Source organism: Vibrio sp. 10N.286.49.B3, assembly GCF_002873395.1.
Taxonomy (GTDB): domain Bacteria; phylum Pseudomonadota; class Gammaproteobacteria; order Enterobacterales; family Vibrionaceae; genus Vibrio.
Genome location: NZ_MCUV01000036.1, coordinates 1 through 15,233 on the forward strand (window position 1 = coordinate 1; position 15,233 = coordinate 15,233).

At 39.7% G+C, this 15,233-nt stretch carries 16 protein-coding genes; 8 read left to right on the top strand and 8 right to left on the bottom strand.

Going from position 1 to position 15,233, the window contains the following annotated elements; all coding sequences use genetic code 11:
- Nucleotides 1-428: 428 nt before the first annotated feature.
- The 6 genes from BCU68_RS13785 to BCU68_RS13810 all read right to left on the bottom strand — a co-directional run bounded on the left by BCU68_RS13785 (nucleotide 429) and on the right by BCU68_RS13810 (nucleotide 6,067).
- Entirely contained in the window at nucleotides 429-1,877 is a 1,449-nt protein-coding gene (locus BCU68_RS13785; RefSeq protein WP_102565334.1) for a HAMP domain-containing sensor histidine kinase, read from the bottom strand.
- 28 nt (nucleotides 1,878-1,905) lie between these two features.
- Entirely contained in the window at nucleotides 1,906-2,673 is a 768-nt protein-coding gene (locus tag BCU68_RS13790) for a response regulator transcription factor (protein WP_102565335.1), read from the bottom strand.
- Between the two features lie 72 nt (nucleotides 2,674-2,745).
- Nucleotides 2,746-3,441 (bottom strand): spondin domain-containing protein, encoded by a 696-nt coding sequence (locus tag BCU68_RS13795; RefSeq protein WP_102565336.1) that lies wholly within the window; start codon nucleotides 3,439-3,441, stop codon nucleotides 2,746-2,748.
- 10 nt (nucleotides 3,442-3,451) lie between these two features.
- Nucleotides 3,452-4,072 carry a spondin domain-containing protein gene (locus tag BCU68_RS13800; RefSeq protein WP_241901381.1) on the bottom strand — a complete coding sequence of 207 codons (621 nt, stop codon included), beginning with the start codon at nucleotides 4,070-4,072 and terminating at the stop codon, nucleotides 3,452-3,454.
- Between the two features lie 163 nt (nucleotides 4,073-4,235).
- On the bottom strand, nucleotides 4,236-4,943 hold the full coding sequence (locus BCU68_RS13805; protein ID WP_102565338.1) for a UTRA domain-containing protein: 708 nt from the start codon (nucleotides 4,941-4,943) through the stop codon (nucleotides 4,236-4,238).
- A 161-nt stretch (nucleotides 4,944-5,104) separates the two neighbouring features.
- On the bottom strand, nucleotides 5,105-6,067 hold the full coding sequence (locus BCU68_RS13810; RefSeq protein WP_102565339.1) for a DUF4382 domain-containing protein: 963 nt from the start codon (nucleotides 6,065-6,067) through the stop codon (nucleotides 5,105-5,107).
- Between the two features lie 374 nt (nucleotides 6,068-6,441).
- On the opposite strand from BCU68_RS13810, the gene BCU68_RS13815 reads away from it, so the two are divergent.
- From BCU68_RS13815 to BCU68_RS13825, 3 genes are all read left to right on the top strand, one after another.
- Nucleotides 6,442-7,047, top strand: a complete 606-nt coding sequence (locus tag BCU68_RS13815) for a hypothetical protein (RefSeq protein WP_102565340.1) — start codon at nucleotides 6,442-6,444, stop codon at nucleotides 7,045-7,047.
- Nucleotides 7,048-7,254: 207 nt separating this feature from the next.
- Nucleotides 7,255-7,920, top strand: a complete 666-nt coding sequence (locus tag BCU68_RS13820; protein ID WP_102565361.1) for a 3'-5' exonuclease — start codon at nucleotides 7,255-7,257, stop codon at nucleotides 7,918-7,920.
- Nucleotides 7,921-8,237: 317 nt separating this feature from the next.
- Nucleotides 8,238-8,897 carry an NAD(P)H-dependent oxidoreductase gene (locus BCU68_RS13825; protein ID WP_102565341.1) on the top strand — a complete coding sequence of 220 codons (660 nt, stop codon included), beginning with the start codon at nucleotides 8,238-8,240 and terminating at the stop codon, nucleotides 8,895-8,897.
- Nucleotides 8,898-8,984: 87 nt separating this feature from the next.
- Here the strand turns inward: BCU68_RS13825 and murQ are convergent, their stop codons facing one another.
- A complete protein-coding gene (murQ, locus tag BCU68_RS13830; RefSeq protein WP_102565342.1) occupies nucleotides 8,985-9,881 on the bottom strand; it encodes an N-acetylmuramic acid 6-phosphate etherase in 897 nt (298 codons plus the stop codon).
- A gap of 158 nt (nucleotides 9,882-10,039) precedes the next feature.
- Here murQ and trmY point away from each other — a divergent pair, with 158 nt between their 5' ends.
- From trmY to BCU68_RS13855, 5 genes are all read left to right on the top strand, one after another.
- Nucleotides 10,040-10,639, top strand: a complete 600-nt coding sequence (gene trmY, locus BCU68_RS13835) for a tRNA (pseudouridine(54)-N(1))-methyltransferase TrmY (RefSeq protein WP_102565343.1) — start codon at nucleotides 10,040-10,042, stop codon at nucleotides 10,637-10,639.
- 115 nt (nucleotides 10,640-10,754) lie between these two features.
- Complete coding sequence (locus BCU68_RS13840) at nucleotides 10,755-10,955, top strand: hypothetical protein (RefSeq protein WP_102565344.1); 201 nt, start codon at nucleotides 10,755-10,757, stop codon at nucleotides 10,953-10,955.
- A 16-nt stretch (nucleotides 10,956-10,971) separates the two neighbouring features.
- Nucleotides 10,972-12,201, top strand: coding sequence for an MFS transporter (locus BCU68_RS13845; protein ID WP_102565345.1), 1,230 nt, complete (start codon nucleotides 10,972-10,974; stop codon nucleotides 12,199-12,201).
- A gap of 231 nt (nucleotides 12,202-12,432) precedes the next feature.
- Nucleotides 12,433-13,164 (top strand): sulfite exporter TauE/SafE family protein, encoded by a 732-nt coding sequence (locus tag BCU68_RS13850; RefSeq protein WP_102565346.1) that lies wholly within the window; start codon nucleotides 12,433-12,435, stop codon nucleotides 13,162-13,164.
- A gap of 102 nt (nucleotides 13,165-13,266) precedes the next feature.
- Entirely contained in the window at nucleotides 13,267-13,515 is a 249-nt protein-coding gene (locus BCU68_RS13855) for a hypothetical protein (protein ID WP_102565347.1), read from the top strand.
- A 108-nt stretch (nucleotides 13,516-13,623) separates the two neighbouring features.
- Here the strand turns inward: BCU68_RS13855 and BCU68_RS13860 are convergent, their stop codons facing one another.
- The gene (locus BCU68_RS13860; RefSeq protein ID WP_241901379.1) at nucleotides 13,624-15,045 is read right to left on the bottom strand and encodes a basic amino acid/polyamine antiporter; all 1,422 of its coding nucleotides are present in this window, start codon (nucleotides 15,043-15,045) and stop codon (nucleotides 13,624-13,626) included.
- Nucleotides 15,046-15,233: the final 188 nt, after the last annotated feature.

Here is a 15,233-nt window from a genome sequence, read left to right on the forward strand (position 1 = left end):
CATGTAATTCTAAAGCTATTATCGTTCCAACAGAACGATAATGAATTGACTGTGCCAAATAACTATAAATAGTCATTCGTATTGGTCACTCAGTTCATTGAAACCAAATTTGATTCCTAAGAATCAATGATTACCTAAGTAATCTTTTTGATTATCATCAACGAGTGCCCACACAGATTGATAGGTTTAAATTGTTAAAGAGCTTAGTTATTAAGAGCTTAACTCTATCCAACTCCAACATCTGACAACGTTTTCTCGTTGCTCCGTGTCGGTGGATTCGCAGTATAGGGAATCGAGAATTTCATGCAAGCATTTTTTATAAAAAACTTTCTAACCGGCTAATTCGCAATCAAAATGTTCATTCATTAATCAAAAAAGCCTATTTTTAGCGAATTAAATTAAAATAACAGGAAATCCATTACTGGCATTCAAAAAGCTAGAGGCAAAGTAAAAGATTGCTGATAGGTCTCATCATCAGAAGAAGTGAGTAAAACACTATGATGTAGTACGAGAATAGAGGTAATTATCTTAACACCCACTCCAAGGCTCCCTTTTTGTGCGTCTTTATCTATCTCGTTTCTAATCGACACATTAACGACACGCGCATCCGAAGCCGCATTAACAACAATAGCAATCACTCCTTCTTTAGGGCTATGACGAATGGCGTTCTCAAGCAAGTTATCAAATAAGCGTGCTAATAATTGAGGATCGCCCTCTACTATCACACTCGCGGGCTTATCTATCGCTAACTGAATACCCTTTTGAGAGATTTGTAGCCCAATAGACTCTAAACACTCCGTCATTATTGCGACTACATCTATAGAGAGCATCTGATGACCTATATATGGGTGAGCTTGATTTTCTATCGATTGCTTAGCGATTAATAGTTGCTGTTGAAGTTGCTCAGATAAGCGCTGCGCATTTTTATAAGCAATCTCTATCAATTTTTTAGCAGGATAGCCCTCATTATGACCTTGTGATGAAGACACGGTTGTTGGAGGCATAGAGAATAGCCATGTTTCTAAATAGCCAAGAATACTACTTAGTGGTGTTTTTAAATCGTGATTAAGCTGCATTAACTGCTGTCGCTGAGAGCGTGCTTGAGAATCGATATGTAAAAATTGCTGTTGAATACGATGAGCAGCATGGTCAAATTGCTGTGCGATCGGATTGAGCTCACTGACTAACTTCAACTTGTGAGTGAAACCTTGATTCGTTTTAGGCTGGAAGTCATGCTCAACTTGATATTGCAGATCTTGGGTAATCGTTTTAATTGGTCTTAATAAATAAAACTGTACCAGTAAGTATAAGCCACCGCTTAAGCCGATAATACTCGCTAAACTTAATAACAAAGTAAAAAATAAAGGGGTTTTGCTTTCACCATTTAATAAGTTTTTATGCTGCTCGCTACCAATAACAACATACAAATACCCCACGACCGAATTTAACTCACGAATAGGGGCAACTGAAAAAACTTGTCTTCCATCTAATCGACGAGGATCGTCACCTAAGATAGGAAATGGTTTTCCCGTTAAAAAATCATGAATAGGATCGAGAGAAACACGCTCAGTGACAACAACACCATCAGGAGCGGCATGACTGCGTACATAGCCCTGTGAGTCTAAAAAATACAACTCAAAATCAGGACCAATTAACATTAAGGTATGAAAAATGGACTTTAAAGCGACAGGGTTATAATCAGTGCCAATCATTAATGGGTGATCATCTCTCATATGCGCCGCTAAATGTTGGTGCAGACGCTGCTTAGTATTAAGCTCTATTTGATTATGCTGATTTTGATACCAGTAAGTGATGCCGAATGAAGATAAACATAACCATAAAAAGGTGAATAAGAATAGCCGCCCTTTAAAACTCATATAATGCACCCTTCTTTATAACTAAAAGCTAGGAAGAGGGGATTGCTTCAAACTTATACCCTACCCCCCATACCGTATGTATGTACTGTTCATTACGGTGAGATAATGCAAGTTTAGTGCGTAGACGGTTGATCGTGCTACATACTGTGTGATGATAACCTTCACACTGTGTATCCCAAACATGCTCTAGCAATTCATCTTTGCTATAGACTCTTCCTGGTCGTTTAGCTAAAAAATGCAATAATGAAAATTCCATTGCCGTTAAACTAATCGTTGTGTGATTAATACTGACTTTATGCAATATAGGACAAATACTTAATGGACCATAAGATAATTCATTGCTCTCATTACTGGGTAAAGGCGCAGGTTCAGATTCGGTAAGTGAAGCCGGTGAGAGGTGTTTCAGTTGAATATGACGACGTAAAATGGTTCTTACCCGAGCTTGAAACTCTAAAACACCAAAAGGTTTGGTTAAATAGTCATCCACACCGGACTCTAACCCTTCCACTTTGTCCTTTTCACTATCTCTGGCTGTTAGCATCAAAATAGGTGTGGTATTTGCTTGCTGTCTCAATTGTTGAGTAAAATTGACACCATCGCCATCGGGTAAGCCGCGATCTAAGATGATCAGATCAAATATCTGTGCCGAGATAGCACTATCAGCCTCTTCAAGACTCTGAGATCGCTTTACATAGTGTCCTTGAAAACCTAAATGCATCTCAACTAAGTCAGCAATATCGTTATCATCTTCGACAATTAAAATATTCTGCGACTCAACTCTCTCTTGATTTAGCATAATCATCCCTCAAACTGGTCATCTGCTCGCTTTAACAGATGACCTGCTTAAGAGTGAAAAGCTTTCATTTTTTTATTCTATACGTGTGATAACCAATGCTGCTCCAGGGTTGAGAAAGCGGTGCGTAGAATTAAGGATAGAAGTGGTTAGCCCATCATCTTGGCTAATCACACCAGGATGAAAAGAGACTTTATCACTATCATCTCGCTGCGCATTAAACCCTTCACCACCTCCAGCAGGTCCAGGGATCGTGCTTTGAGTTTCAGAATTCATTTCACTTCCCGCATCCCAAACATTCATCATCACAGTTTGTTGGTCACCAATATCAAAACCTTGGATTAAAATACCACTTTCACCTAAGAACCCATCGTTGGTATTCACCAGCATCGTAGCAACCGATAGATGTGAAGATTGATAAGGATCTGCAGTGATCGTTACTTTGTCTGACTGGCTTGGCAAGATCACGCCACTGCCTGAAATACTGTCATAAATTTGGCTCTCTGTTGCTTTCAATTCTAGTAACGAACTATTGTCACCAGATTCCGCCAACTGCTCAAGCTCTGTTGATGCCGCATCTCCCACCGTAAATAATGAAAAACTGTCATCATGCAACAAAATAGCTAATGGTGATAATGGCTGATTCGCTGTGACATTTTTGACTTCAATGGTAAAAGTTTGCTGCTCTATACGATTATTTTGATTGGAGTCATCAGGGCAACCAACGAGTCCTGCAATTGAGGCAGCGATCAGTAATAGACGATATTTCATCTTAACCTCCTTATTTCACAGTAATGGTGACAATGGCAACTGGGTTTAACCAACGGTGGGCACTAGCATCAAGGTCGCTGATCCCTCCCGTAGCATCGCTATCACCTAAGTTACCTGGGTGAATATGAACGGTGTCATTGGTCAACGTTGTTTCAACTCCAGTGCCTCCAGAGCCAAAAGTAATGAAAGGGGGCGCTGGCATGCTGCCTTTAAGCTCGTCATTTGCTTCGGTACCTGCATCATAGCCATTAAGCGTAATCGTATAGGTGCCTGCTGTGCTTGGGATCATCCAACTATCGAGCCCAACAAAGCCATCGTTGGTCGGTAATAGCATTGCACTAAGTGATAAATATTGATGAGTTCCAGTATCAATCGACGTGCTAGCTGTTGATCCTGGATCTAAGATCCCACCAGCCGGGTTTTCAACGACAACACCACCGACATTAGCAACGATAGATGAAAGCCCAGAAATATCCCCACCTTCTGCCATCGCTTTTAATTCATCACTGGCTGATTCTCCAGTACGGAAAAGATAAGTATCTGAATCATGAGCGGCGATCAATACTGGAGTGAAGTACAAGCCATTGGTGGCATTGACGATTGAAATATCCAATTCTGCAGCTGAAGCCATTGGCAGAGAAAAAGAGCTGAGGAGCGCAAAAGACGCTGCGACTTTAGTTAATGCTTTTGAGTTTTGCATAGTGATTCCATCCTAGTTATTGTCTACACAATTAGAATGGCGGTGAGAGTTAGCAGACGTCTCACATAAATCTCATAAGTTTCTCACAAAACATTTATTCACAGTTAAAGTCTGTGGCAGATTCAATGCTGATTGCATCATGACGCCAGTATTCTAGGTGAGCATCAATTAGATCACCTTGTAAGTTATAGTGTTTTTTCTCTATCAACATAGCCGAGGCACCAGATGTTGCTCTTAATGACTGTGCCACATCACCAATTAACGAAGCCATTCCAACTCGATAATGTACGCTTCCATAACTCATTCCAAAATGATGGTGGTAAATATCCGCCAGTGAGTGTGAAAGATCAAAATCGAGTAAATTAGGAAATAAACCACTACGGACAAAACTCGTTACATAGGCAACTGGGCGATCCTCTAAATAAAGTACGCGATCTATTTGGCACACTTCAGAAAAAGGCGCGAGCTCAAGTAACTTAACTGCAGACTTGGTTGCTAATAGACACTTAGCCAAGACCACTTCGGTTTTAGGCGTTCTATTTTGTGCCACGGCTACGTTTGAGAAAGACCGATTAAGCGTCGGGTCATAACGCAATGGTTGGGGTGAAATAAACCAACCTCGTCGATCTTCACGAAAAATACAACTTTCCGCTTCCAGTAATGATAAAGCTTCACGCAACGTAATACGAGTCGTATCAAAAGCTTCAGCTAATTGGCGCTCTGAAGGCAGTTTTTGTCGAGGTAGCAGTGTTCCCGATTCAATTTGCTCAACGATAGCATCTTTAATTTTTATATATTGCATTGAGCACCTTGGGTTTGCATTACTTTCTATCGGTTGAAAAACAAAGATAAACTATAAAAGAGAATAGATAATAAAGAAATCAGAAATACAAAAAAGGTCGAGCATGCACTCGACCTTAATTCATTTAAAAAGTGACTCACGATAAGGAGTCATACGAGACATTAATTCACGACTTCTTTAAAGTCATGAATCACTTCTTTTGTTGATGGTAATACGATCTCTGTAACTTGTTCAGCAGGGTTAGCAATCACTAGTTGATCGTATTGAACAGGATCATCATTCTCTGCACTGCATGAAAAGGCAACGGTATAGTCACCAGAAGGAAGGTAACCGAAAGCGTAGTCACCATTCTCTGCTACCTCTGTTGAGGCGTAAGGAGTAACATAAAATTCTGGTAACGCCACTGCATCATTATATTCTTCATCATCAAAATCAACATTATCCAGCAAAACACTATCGCTATGATTATGCCCTTGATATAGATAAACAAAGTTACCTAAACCTGTCTCACATCCTTCACCTGAAGTAAATAAAGGTAGATCAACGTTTCCTTTCAGAGAGGCTGCTGAACCATTATCAATGATACTGACGCCGTGTGGTTTAAGAATATAGCCATTATTGTTACCACTGTTGCCTCGCAATACTAAACCTTTGCGCAAATCAAATTCAATGGTGAACGACTGCACTGACTCATCTGTTACTTCAAAGCCACCTAATTGCAATTTATTGCTTGGGATTTTCAAGTCATGCGTACCATTAGCCTCAACCCAATTTAAATTACCGGCTTTAATATGTAAGATCATCTCTTTGTATGTACCAACAGCAATCTCTTCATCACTGGCAATCAGCTTTGCATCGGTTCCTTGGTATTCAAGTAGATCAACTTGCTGATAGTCCTTTTCTTCATCGGTATCAACCACCGATATCTGATAGCTTTTACCATTTTGATGCTTTAGCTCTATCGCATCAAAGGCAATCACAACCTCATCGGCATCATCAACCGGTGCATCTGATACGCTAAAAGAAACGCGTGCTGTTTTATCTTCAGCATCATCCGATCCTGAGCCACCACAACCGATTAAAATAAAAGGCAGCAAATAAATAGAACACTTTTTATATAACATAAACACACCATAAATAGGTAAAGACAAAGTAAGTATAGTTGATCATGCCCAAGCTTATATTGGGCATTAATTACTAAGCATTGTATATAAAATACAGCCTCGTTTGGGGTTGCTTCTGTTAGGTTATTGTCATAATAAATACCCGCATAAAAGTACTAACCGAATATTTTCAAAACACTGACACGATAAAGACACAGATAAAACCACACACATTTAATAATCAATATTATCAATTAGATATATATTAAGAGGCTCAAATTAAATAACCTCCTGAAGTCATCCAATTTATAGACCGTATTCCGTATTATTATCCTGTGGGTTTCATTTATTGATCTATACTAAATTAATAAGTCATTAATTACATGGAGGATTTAATGAATTATTACTCATGGAGTTCAATATCACAGTTACTTGCATTTTCGCTGCTATGTACTTCTTGCTTCACCTATGCAGCTGCAGATGAAAGCCCAAGTATGAATACATACCAACAAGCACACACAACCGATTCAGTCATTCGCTTTCGTTTTGGTGGTTGGTCGCACCATATGACCGATTTTCCGACGCTTGTTGACCAAGACTATGAATATAACGAGAATCATTATGGTGTCGGCATTGATTGGATCTTACCTTTAAATGATGGTTACTTTTGGGGACCTGGAGCACACTATATAAAAGACAGTTATAATGAAGATGCCTATGCTATTGGATTAAGTTGGGGAAAGCGTTGGTATTTCGGTAAATATACTATTTTAAGTGCGGGCATATTAGCTGGAGTTCAATATCGTGGCTTCATTGATATTGTCGATGATAAAATTAAGCGGCAATACCGAGGCTTTACACCTATTTTAGCACCTGAATTCACTGCGTCTTATCGTACAGTAGGTATCTCTTTAATTGTCACGCCGAATATTATGATTGAAGATGGAGAAAAGAAATTGCAAAAACCTACGCTTTTCTTTCAGTTATTTAAAGATTTTTAATCCACAAATAACAGTTAAAAGCTAATATGTATAAAGGCCCTTTAATAACGGGCCTCTGCTCTCACTATAATCTTAAAAGAAACTTAAAAATAAAGAACTCCCTAACCAGAAGCTCACCAGTTTATGTTGCTAGGTAAATAGCTCTGTTTCAGTTAAAATGCTCGGCTATTTTTGACGTTTATCGTGCTAAACATCTCTCATTTATTGATGTTTTCTCGCGATGACCCTTATTGGAATCTTACTGTGCTACTCACTCACCCTGCTAACTCTGTCATTGTACTCGATTTTGAAACCACTGGTCTTTCTCCCAATCAAGGAGACCGTGCGATTGAAATTGGTGCGGTTAAATTAGAGCACGGAAAAATTGTCGACCGTTTTCAGCGCCTTATGAATCCAGGTTTTCGAGTCAGTGGTTTTATAGAAGGTTACACGGGCATCACCAATACGATGTTAGCCAATGCTGATAGTTGTAGTATTGTCATGCATGAGTTTGCTGACTTCATTCAAGGCAGCCACTTAGTTGCTCATAACGCCTCTTTTGATCAACGCTTTTTAGATGCGGAGCTAGAGAAGATTAACCGCAGCTATGAGGGTGAATTTGCTTGCTCATTACTCCTTTCACGCCGCTTAACACAAGCTGCACCATCGCATAAATTAGGTGACCTAGTTCGCTATCACCACATTGATAATGATGGTATTTTTCACCGAGCGCTTGCTGATGCAGAAGTTACAGCGGCTTTATGGTTGGTTCAATTAGATGTTCTGAAAAAAGATCATGCGATTTCGGAACCTAACTTTACCTTAATGAAGAAAATCATGAAGACTCCTAAAGCGTCTGTGCATAAATTACTTGAGAAATATGCTCGAGATTAAATATCGGTTAATTTATGCAAACCGCTAATTTTTACCCAGCAAAGTCAGAACTTTCATTGATTTTGCTAGTAATTATTATACTGATACCCTCATTGGGATAATGAATAGAGTGATAGAAAAAGTATTATGGACATAATAATCCATAATGATTGGATCTAATGCTCCTTTTTCTTCATTATGATTGCTCTTATGATGCTCTCCGTTGGCATCACACAGTGCTAAGTTCAAACGTTAAGTATCCTTTAGGTAGTCAATATAATGTGATGCTGTACTCTTACCTCATGGGTAGATTAACAATATTAAAGCTGGAGAAAATCATGTCTCATCAAATCATTAAAGATCTCAATAATCGTTACACTGTCAAACAGTATGACCCAAGTAAGCCTGTTTCAGCAGAAGACATGGAAGTGATTAAAGAAGCATTACGTTTATCTGCTTCTTCTATCAATTCACAGCCTTGGAAATTTATTGTTATAGAAAGTGATCAAGCAAAGCAACGTTTTCATGATACTTTTGCCAATATGCATCAGTTTAATCAGCGCCATGCAAAAGAAGCATCACATATCATTTTGTTTGCTAATAACCCACACTTTACAAAAAATGATTATAAAAAAGTGGTTGATGTAGAAGTATCATCTGGTCACCTACCGGCAGATATGCATGACACGATGCTAAATGGTGCATTCGGTTTTGTTGAACTTAATACTGATGATTCAGGGTTTAACGGTAACTGGACAAAAGCACAAACTTATATCGCACTTGGTAATACCCTTCATGTGTTAGCTCGCCTTGGTATTGGTTCGACGTCAATGGAAGGGGTAGATCCTGAGTTGATCGGTGAGCTGTTTAAAGATGAGCTTGGTGGTTACGTTTGTGATTTTGCACTTGCTATTGGTTACCATGCTGAAGGGAAAGATTATAACCACGGCTTACCTAAATCACGCTTAGCTATTGACGATGTGGTTGCTGTTATTTAATCACTGATAATTATGATCGGGATGAGTGCGAGTAAACTGCACTCATCCTTACATTTAAAGGCTTGCTAAAATAAGCATCAATGATTTTTATTGTAATGCCAACCTAACAAATCCATTATTTTCTTTGAGTTTCTGCTTTGCACTTTCTGCATCTAATCCACTGAGCAACATTAAGATTGCCGTTTTACAATGACGCTCACACTGTAGTAAGGCTTGTTCCACTTCTTCAACCGAACAACCTGTCGCTTCAATCACAATATTTTGCTGGCGTTGGATCAACTTTGCATTGGTTGCTTCTACATCGACCATTAAATTACCAAACACTTTACCGGCTTTAATCATCGCTCCGGTAGTAATCATATTTAGCACAAGTTTCTGCGCTGTACCTGCTTTCATACGCGAAGAGCCGGTGATGACTTCAGCGCCAACAACAGGTGTTATCGCAATTTGAGCCAGTGCTGCCATTGGACTATGTGGATTACAGCTAATACATGCAACGCTCGCCCCCACTTCTAATGCATACTCCATTGCTCCAAGAACATAAGGCGTTCTGCCACTTGCAGCAATACCAACTACAACATCCTTTGCAGTGAGTGCGACATTTTTCAGATCTTGCTGACCAAGTACTCGGTTATCTTCTGCGTTCTCAACGGCTTTTAATATTGCAGGATGACCACCCGCTATCAAGCCAACCACGTCCTCTGGTTTACTACCGAAGGTTGGTGGGCACTCACTTGCATCCAAAATCCCTAAACGACCTGATGTGCCTGCTCCACAATAAAATAATCGACCTCCTTGAGCAAAGGCAGCGGCGACTTTATCAACGACCTGAGCAATTTGAGGGATGGTTTTCTCTACCGCTAATGCCACTTTCTGATCTTCTTGATTAATGACATTCAACATATCAACAGTGGTGAGTGTGTCAATGTGTTCACTGGCTTTGTTACGGCTCTCTGTAACCAGTTGAGTAAGATCTATATGCATCCCTTTTTCCTTTTATCAATATATGACTCAAACATACCATTTTTCTGGCTATGGCTCGATGAAGGATTGACTTCATCCATTGAACACGGTTACATAGCGCGTACTCTGGCTGTGAACTATGACAGCTATCCTGTTTTTCAACCAAAAAGGTATTATTCATGCGTGCGTTTGTATTAAGAGCTCGTTCTGCCCCTACTGAAAGCCAAGCGTTATTAGAATCGGTTGGCCAAGAAGCGCATACTGAAATTTTAGCCCACACGTTAATGAATACGATTTTTGTGGCGCAGTCTCATCGTAAAGATGTCATTGTTCATTTGGTGCTAGAAAGTACGAAAGATTTTTCACGTACTGTCACCTTTCACTCTAATGATATGACCAACATTGGTGGTTTCCACGAATCAGTATTACTCGCAGTTGTTGCAAGAGCTTTAGATGCATCAAAAGGCATGACCAAAGAACAAGAGCGTCAAGTAGAACCTGGTGTCACAGTTCGAACAGTAAGCTTTGAAAAACTGATCAAGGAAGTCGCTGAAGATTACCAACTGTATATGATGGATAAAAAAGGCGATTCAATTCGTGATATTGAACTGGCTCAAAATCCATGCTTTATCTTAACTGATCACATTCCTATGCCGAAGAAAACCTACAATAGTATGAAGCGTCTTGGTACTGAAATGATTAGCTTAGGTCCAACAATGATTTTTGCTTCTCAATGCGTCACCATTATTCAAAATGAGTTAGATATCGCTGGCATTTAACTCTCCTTGCTTCTGATAGTCTATGCACAAAATGCATAGGCTATAGTCCCTTTTGTCATTTGTTTATTTGTGCTTCTTTCTCTACTATTTCGCTCCAATTTATTAAGGGCGTCACATGTTCTCACAATCACTTTTCGCTCAATTATTACGAATGGGTGTATTACTTACACTGACATTAGTTGCTGTTCACCACTACCAACCTTTATTGGATCTTTTTGCCCAAGAAGCGGTAAATAGTGGCTGCCACCAATCGTTTGAATTTAATGATGAGCCTACCCATCACGTTGGTCATCATAATCACCATTCCCACCATTAATAAGAGCATTTCACCTATGAGTATTTTCCGCTTTCCTCTCCTTGTTTGGCTTGGAATAGGGACTTTAATTATCAGCCTAGGGATCAGGCAATCTTTTGGTATTTTTATGATGCCAATTAGTGAACATTACGATACCGGTCGTGAGTTTTTCAGCTTTGCCATTGCACTACAAAACTTACTGTTTGGTGTCTTTCAACCTTTTGTGGGTATGGCTGCTGATCGCTGGGGAGCAAAACGCATCATTATTGCTGGTGCGATTGCCTATGCGAGTGGGCTTTTCCTGACCTCAATCGCTAGTGAACCCAGCATGCTTTACTTCTCACTTGGTGCTTTAGTTGGGCTTGGTTTAAGTGCCACCAGCTATGTCATTGTACTTGGTGCTGTTGCTAAAGTAGTGCCCGCTGAGCACGCAGCAAAAGCCTTTGGTTTAACAACCGCTGCCGGATCTTTTGGTATGTTTGCTATGATCCCTGGCACACATGCGATGCTCAACAATCTCAACTGGCAGTTTGCGATGCAAGTCTTCGCCATGTTATGTGTCTTAATTGTCACTTTTGCGCTTTTCATGAACACTGTGAAAAAGTCAACGAAACCACAAGATCAAGCAAGTAGTCAAAGCAACACCAATGAACCTCAAAGTGTAAAAGCCGCTTTAAAAGAAGCCGTTAGTAATAAAAGCTATTGGCTCATTCACGCTGGGTTCTTTGTGTGTGGCTTTCATGTCATGTTTATTGCGACCCATTTACCAAGTTATTTAGCCGATAAAAATTTACCGGCATCAACCGCTGCTATGGCTCTGGCTTACGTAGGGATATTTAATATCTTCGGTTCATACTTTTGGGGTGTGATGGGGGATAGATTCAGTAAGCGTCACGTCATGTCAGCGTTATACTTTGTGCGAACGATTGTCATTGCAGGTTTTGTTACATTGCCTGTGACTGAGCATACTGCTGCTATCTTTGGCGCTGCGATTGGCTTTTGCTGGTTAGGTACTGTGCCCTTAACATCTGGACTGGTACGTCAAATATTTGGAGCTAAGTATCTATCGACCTTATATGGTTTGGTCTTCTTTACTCATCAAATCGGTAGCTTCTTAGGCGCTTGGGTTGGTGGGCGTATCTACGACTATTACGGCACCTACGAGCCAATTTGGTGGTCAACTGTGATCTTAGCTTTCTGTGCAGCACTGATTCACCTGCCGATTAATGATAAACCTATTGAACGGCTAAAAGTCGCAACAATTTAAGGTAAAAATCGAGGAGTGCTCTGATATTGGGTGCTCCTTTTTATTGCTTTTCTGCTCGCTACTTTCTTCTCTTTATCTGCCTAGAAATAATGAAATAAAATCGATACTCATTATGCTAGAAATCGTATATCCTCCCTGCACTTTCTTCTACTCATCCGCTTTATTTAAACGTGTGGCGAGTCCCTTTTTTACTTCATTTAGTCTCTTATCTAAAGAGCCTTAAGGATACTCATGTTTTTTGAATGGCTAGACTCAACAGTCTTACTTGCCATGCTCTTGGTTTTTATTGGATCATTTGTACAAACTTCGATTGGATTTGGTCTTGCGATTGTTGCAGCTCCTTTGCTGTTTATGGTCTCACCAGACTATGTCCCTGCCCCTATTTGTTTAGTCGCCTTGTTTATTTCTATTTTTAATGCAATGAAGTATCGCGACAACATCTCTATTGGCGGGCTAAAAATGGCACTGCTTGGTCGTATTCCTGGGTCAATGTGTGGCGCTGCGCTACTACTTGTCGTTTCAACTAGTGCCCTGTCTCTTTTCTTAGGCTTTGTAGTTTTATTTGCTGTCGTTGTGAGTTTACTGCCCATTCGCATTGAACCGACTCCGAAGAAAATGGGGGTTGCTGGGTTCTTCTCTGGCTTTCTAGGTACAAGTTCAGCAATTGGTGGACCACCGATGGCGCTGTTATTACAACATCAAGAAGCCAGTCAGTTACGAGGTAATTTGTCTGCTTTCTTTGTTTTTAGTTCTATCATTTCACTGGTAATGCTGATATCAATTGGTTTTTTCACATTGCATCACCTATATATTACTTTACCTTTGCTAGTTCCGGCATGGTTAGGTTATAAGTTAGCGATTGTAACGACGCAATCACTACCAAAAGATAAAATTCGTGCTGGAGCGCTTGTACTGTGTTCTCTCAGCGGAATGACTGCAATTTGGCAAGGATTTACAATGTAAATACTTTCCTAATGATGCGTTGAGCGGTAAAGTGCTGCGCATCAATCTACAATAGATAAAAACGTATTAACCAATACATTCGTAACAAAGAGTATTTTAAGAATGAATAATGAAGTAGACGTAATTGATAACCTAGAAGACCTTGAGCAGTTCTTACTATCGGTTGAAAACGGTGGCTTGGGACTCACTGGTGTTGCTGGTGTAGGCATGGCAACAAATAATGCTGATGGTCGCCATTTCGTTGCTGTATTTGATAACAGCCAAAAACTGCTTTTAGCACGTTGGATCACTGATGAAGTCTATGCTAATGGTAAAGATTTAGTTCGTAACGGACCTACTCGTCGCCATTAATCACGATTAGAAAATAAAAAAGCCGTCTGTACCTTTTACTATTGCTAGTTAAAGTGTACATAGACGGCTTTTTTACATCAAAAATTGATGGTCTATTAGGCGTAAAAGTTAAGCGTGTAAGTAGCCAGTGCTCATCATATAGATAGAAGCTAAAGCAAGCACAACTAACATTACTTCAATGCCTTTATCCACCTTGCTATAAACTACTTCACCAGCCTTCATTCTATCGGCATGTGTATAACGAAACAGTGGAATACCTAAAGCATAAATAATGGTCGCCATTAATAAGTACTCTAAGCCTGCAGCCGTCATTAACCAGAAACAAAATAGTGATGATACCGCTGAAATAAAGAAGTAACCAAAGTTAAAGCTTTTTAAACCTAAACTTCTGTAATTAATTGATAGTTTGAGTAAATACAAGCTGCTTAGGAAGTAACATGGCAGCACCGTTACTGATGCGATATTAATAGCGGCTAAATATACGTTTTCATAAAGAACCACAACAAAGACTAATAATTGCATGAACGCAGTAGAAGCGTATAGAGCGATACTTGGTGCACCATTTTTATTCTCGCGAGCAAATATCTTTGGAAACTCTCCCGTTTTACCAGCTTCAAATGGTACTTCTGCCACTAGTATTGTCCATGCAACCAAAGCACCAAACACAGAAACAAGCACACAGATATTCACTAATAGCCCACCCCATGGGCCAACAGCCTCAGCTAATAATGATGCCGCTGAAGGGTTAGGAAGTTGTGCTAACTCTTGTTGTGGTAATAAACCAAATGCAAACACAGAGATTAGTGTGTACATAGTGATCGCGACTAAAAATCCAATCAAGGTTGCCTTACCAACATCCGATTTGTTCTTAGCACGCCCTGATAGCACTACTGCGCCTTCAATACCAACAAAACACCAAAGCGTCACCATCATTGTACTTTGTACTTGGGAAAAGACAGAGCCAAGGTTATTTTCTTGTCCCCAAACGTCTAGTGTCATGCGTTCTGGTTCAAAATTAAATAAGATGATGCAAATAATGAAAGTTAAACCAATCAATTTACCCATGGTTGAAATGATATTCACAATAGAAGAGCTGTGCATACCACGTAAGGCGATATGGTTCATACCCCAAATCAAACCAGTACATAAAATAACAGTTTCAATGCCGTGCTCTAAAAGAATTGGGAAAAAGAGACCGAGTGAGTCATTCACCATGACAGCTAACGCCACATTCCCCATACAGCTCATTAGCCAGTAACCCCAAGCGGAGTGAAAACCAATGTACTCACCAAAGCCAGCTTTAGCGTAAGAGAAGATCCCAGAGTTTAAATCGGGCTTATGTTCGGATAATAATCGGAAAGTTTGTACTAATAGCAACATGCCAGCACCGGTAATCGCCCAAGCTAATGTGACAGCACCAATAGAAGCTTGTTCGGCCATGTTCTGTGGAATACTAAAAATGCCACTACCGATCATAGAGCCAAAGACAATAGCGATTAATCCAATTAATCCTAATGAGTTGTTTTTCATTATTTTTTCTCAATAAAAAAGCAGGAGTCTCTCTCAAGAGGCTCCTGCCAATAAAATTTATAGTGCAATTATATTCTCTTTAAGTGCATAATCAATACTAATCACCCAATAGTTAACACAAAAGCAGTTAATATGTTCGCTTTATTTATATATAACAGTTATTTGCACTTCTAAATTTGCTAAAAAAA

What these genes read in the sequence shown, in the direction of transcription:
- BCU68_RS13855 (WP_102565347.1), top strand. Translation starts at nt 13,267, where the DNA reads ATGAATAATGAAGTAGACGTAATTGATAACCTAGAAGACCTTGAGCAG.
- BCU68_RS13845 (WP_102565345.1), top strand. Translation starts at nt 10,972, where the DNA reads ATGAGTATTTTCCGCTTTCCTCTCCTTGTTTGGCTTGGAATAGGGACT.
- BCU68_RS13850 (WP_102565346.1), top strand. Translation starts at nt 12,433, where the DNA reads ATGTTTTTTGAATGGCTAGACTCAACAGTCTTACTTGCCATGCTCTTG.
- BCU68_RS13805 (WP_102565338.1), bottom strand. Translation starts at nt 4,943, where the DNA reads ATGCAATATATAAAAATTAAAGATGCTATCGTTGAGCAAATTGAATCG.
- BCU68_RS13815 (WP_102565340.1), top strand. Translation starts at nt 6,442, where the DNA reads ATGAATTATTACTCATGGAGTTCAATATCACAGTTACTTGCATTTTCG.
- BCU68_RS13840 (WP_102565344.1), top strand. Translation starts at nt 10,755, where the DNA reads ATGTTCTCACAATCACTTTTCGCTCAATTATTACGAATGGGTGTATTA.
- BCU68_RS13790 (WP_102565335.1), bottom strand. Translation starts at nt 2,673, where the DNA reads ATGCTAAATCAAGAGAGAGTTGAGTCGCAGAATATTTTAATTGTCGAA.
- BCU68_RS13860 (WP_241901379.1), bottom strand. Translation starts at nt 15,045, where the DNA reads ATGAAAAACAACTCATTAGGATTAATTGGATTAATCGCTATTGTCTTT.
- BCU68_RS13785 (WP_102565334.1), bottom strand. Translation starts at nt 1,877, where the DNA reads ATGAGTTTTAAAGGGCGGCTATTCTTATTCACCTTTTTATGGTTATGT.
- BCU68_RS13795 (WP_102565336.1), bottom strand. Translation starts at nt 3,441, where the DNA reads ATGAAATATCGTCTATTACTGATCGCTGCCTCAATTGCAGGACTCGTT.
- murQ (WP_102565342.1), bottom strand. Translation starts at nt 9,881, where the DNA reads ATGCATATAGATCTTACTCAACTGGTTACAGAGAGCCGTAACAAAGCC.
- BCU68_RS13810 (WP_102565339.1), bottom strand. Translation starts at nt 6,067, where the DNA reads ATGTTATATAAAAAGTGTTCTATTTATTTGCTGCCTTTTATTTTAATC.
- BCU68_RS13825 (WP_102565341.1), top strand. Translation starts at nt 8,238, where the DNA reads ATGTCTCATCAAATCATTAAAGATCTCAATAATCGTTACACTGTCAAA.
- BCU68_RS13800 (WP_241901381.1), bottom strand. Translation starts at nt 4,072, where the DNA reads ATGGCTTCAGCTGCAGAATTGGATATTTCAATCGTCAATGCCACCAAT.
- trmY (WP_102565343.1), top strand. Translation starts at nt 10,040, where the DNA reads ATGCGTGCGTTTGTATTAAGAGCTCGTTCTGCCCCTACTGAAAGCCAA.
- BCU68_RS13820 (WP_102565361.1), top strand. Translation starts at nt 7,255, where the DNA reads ATGTTTTCTCGCGATGACCCTTATTGGAATCTTACTGTGCTACTCACT.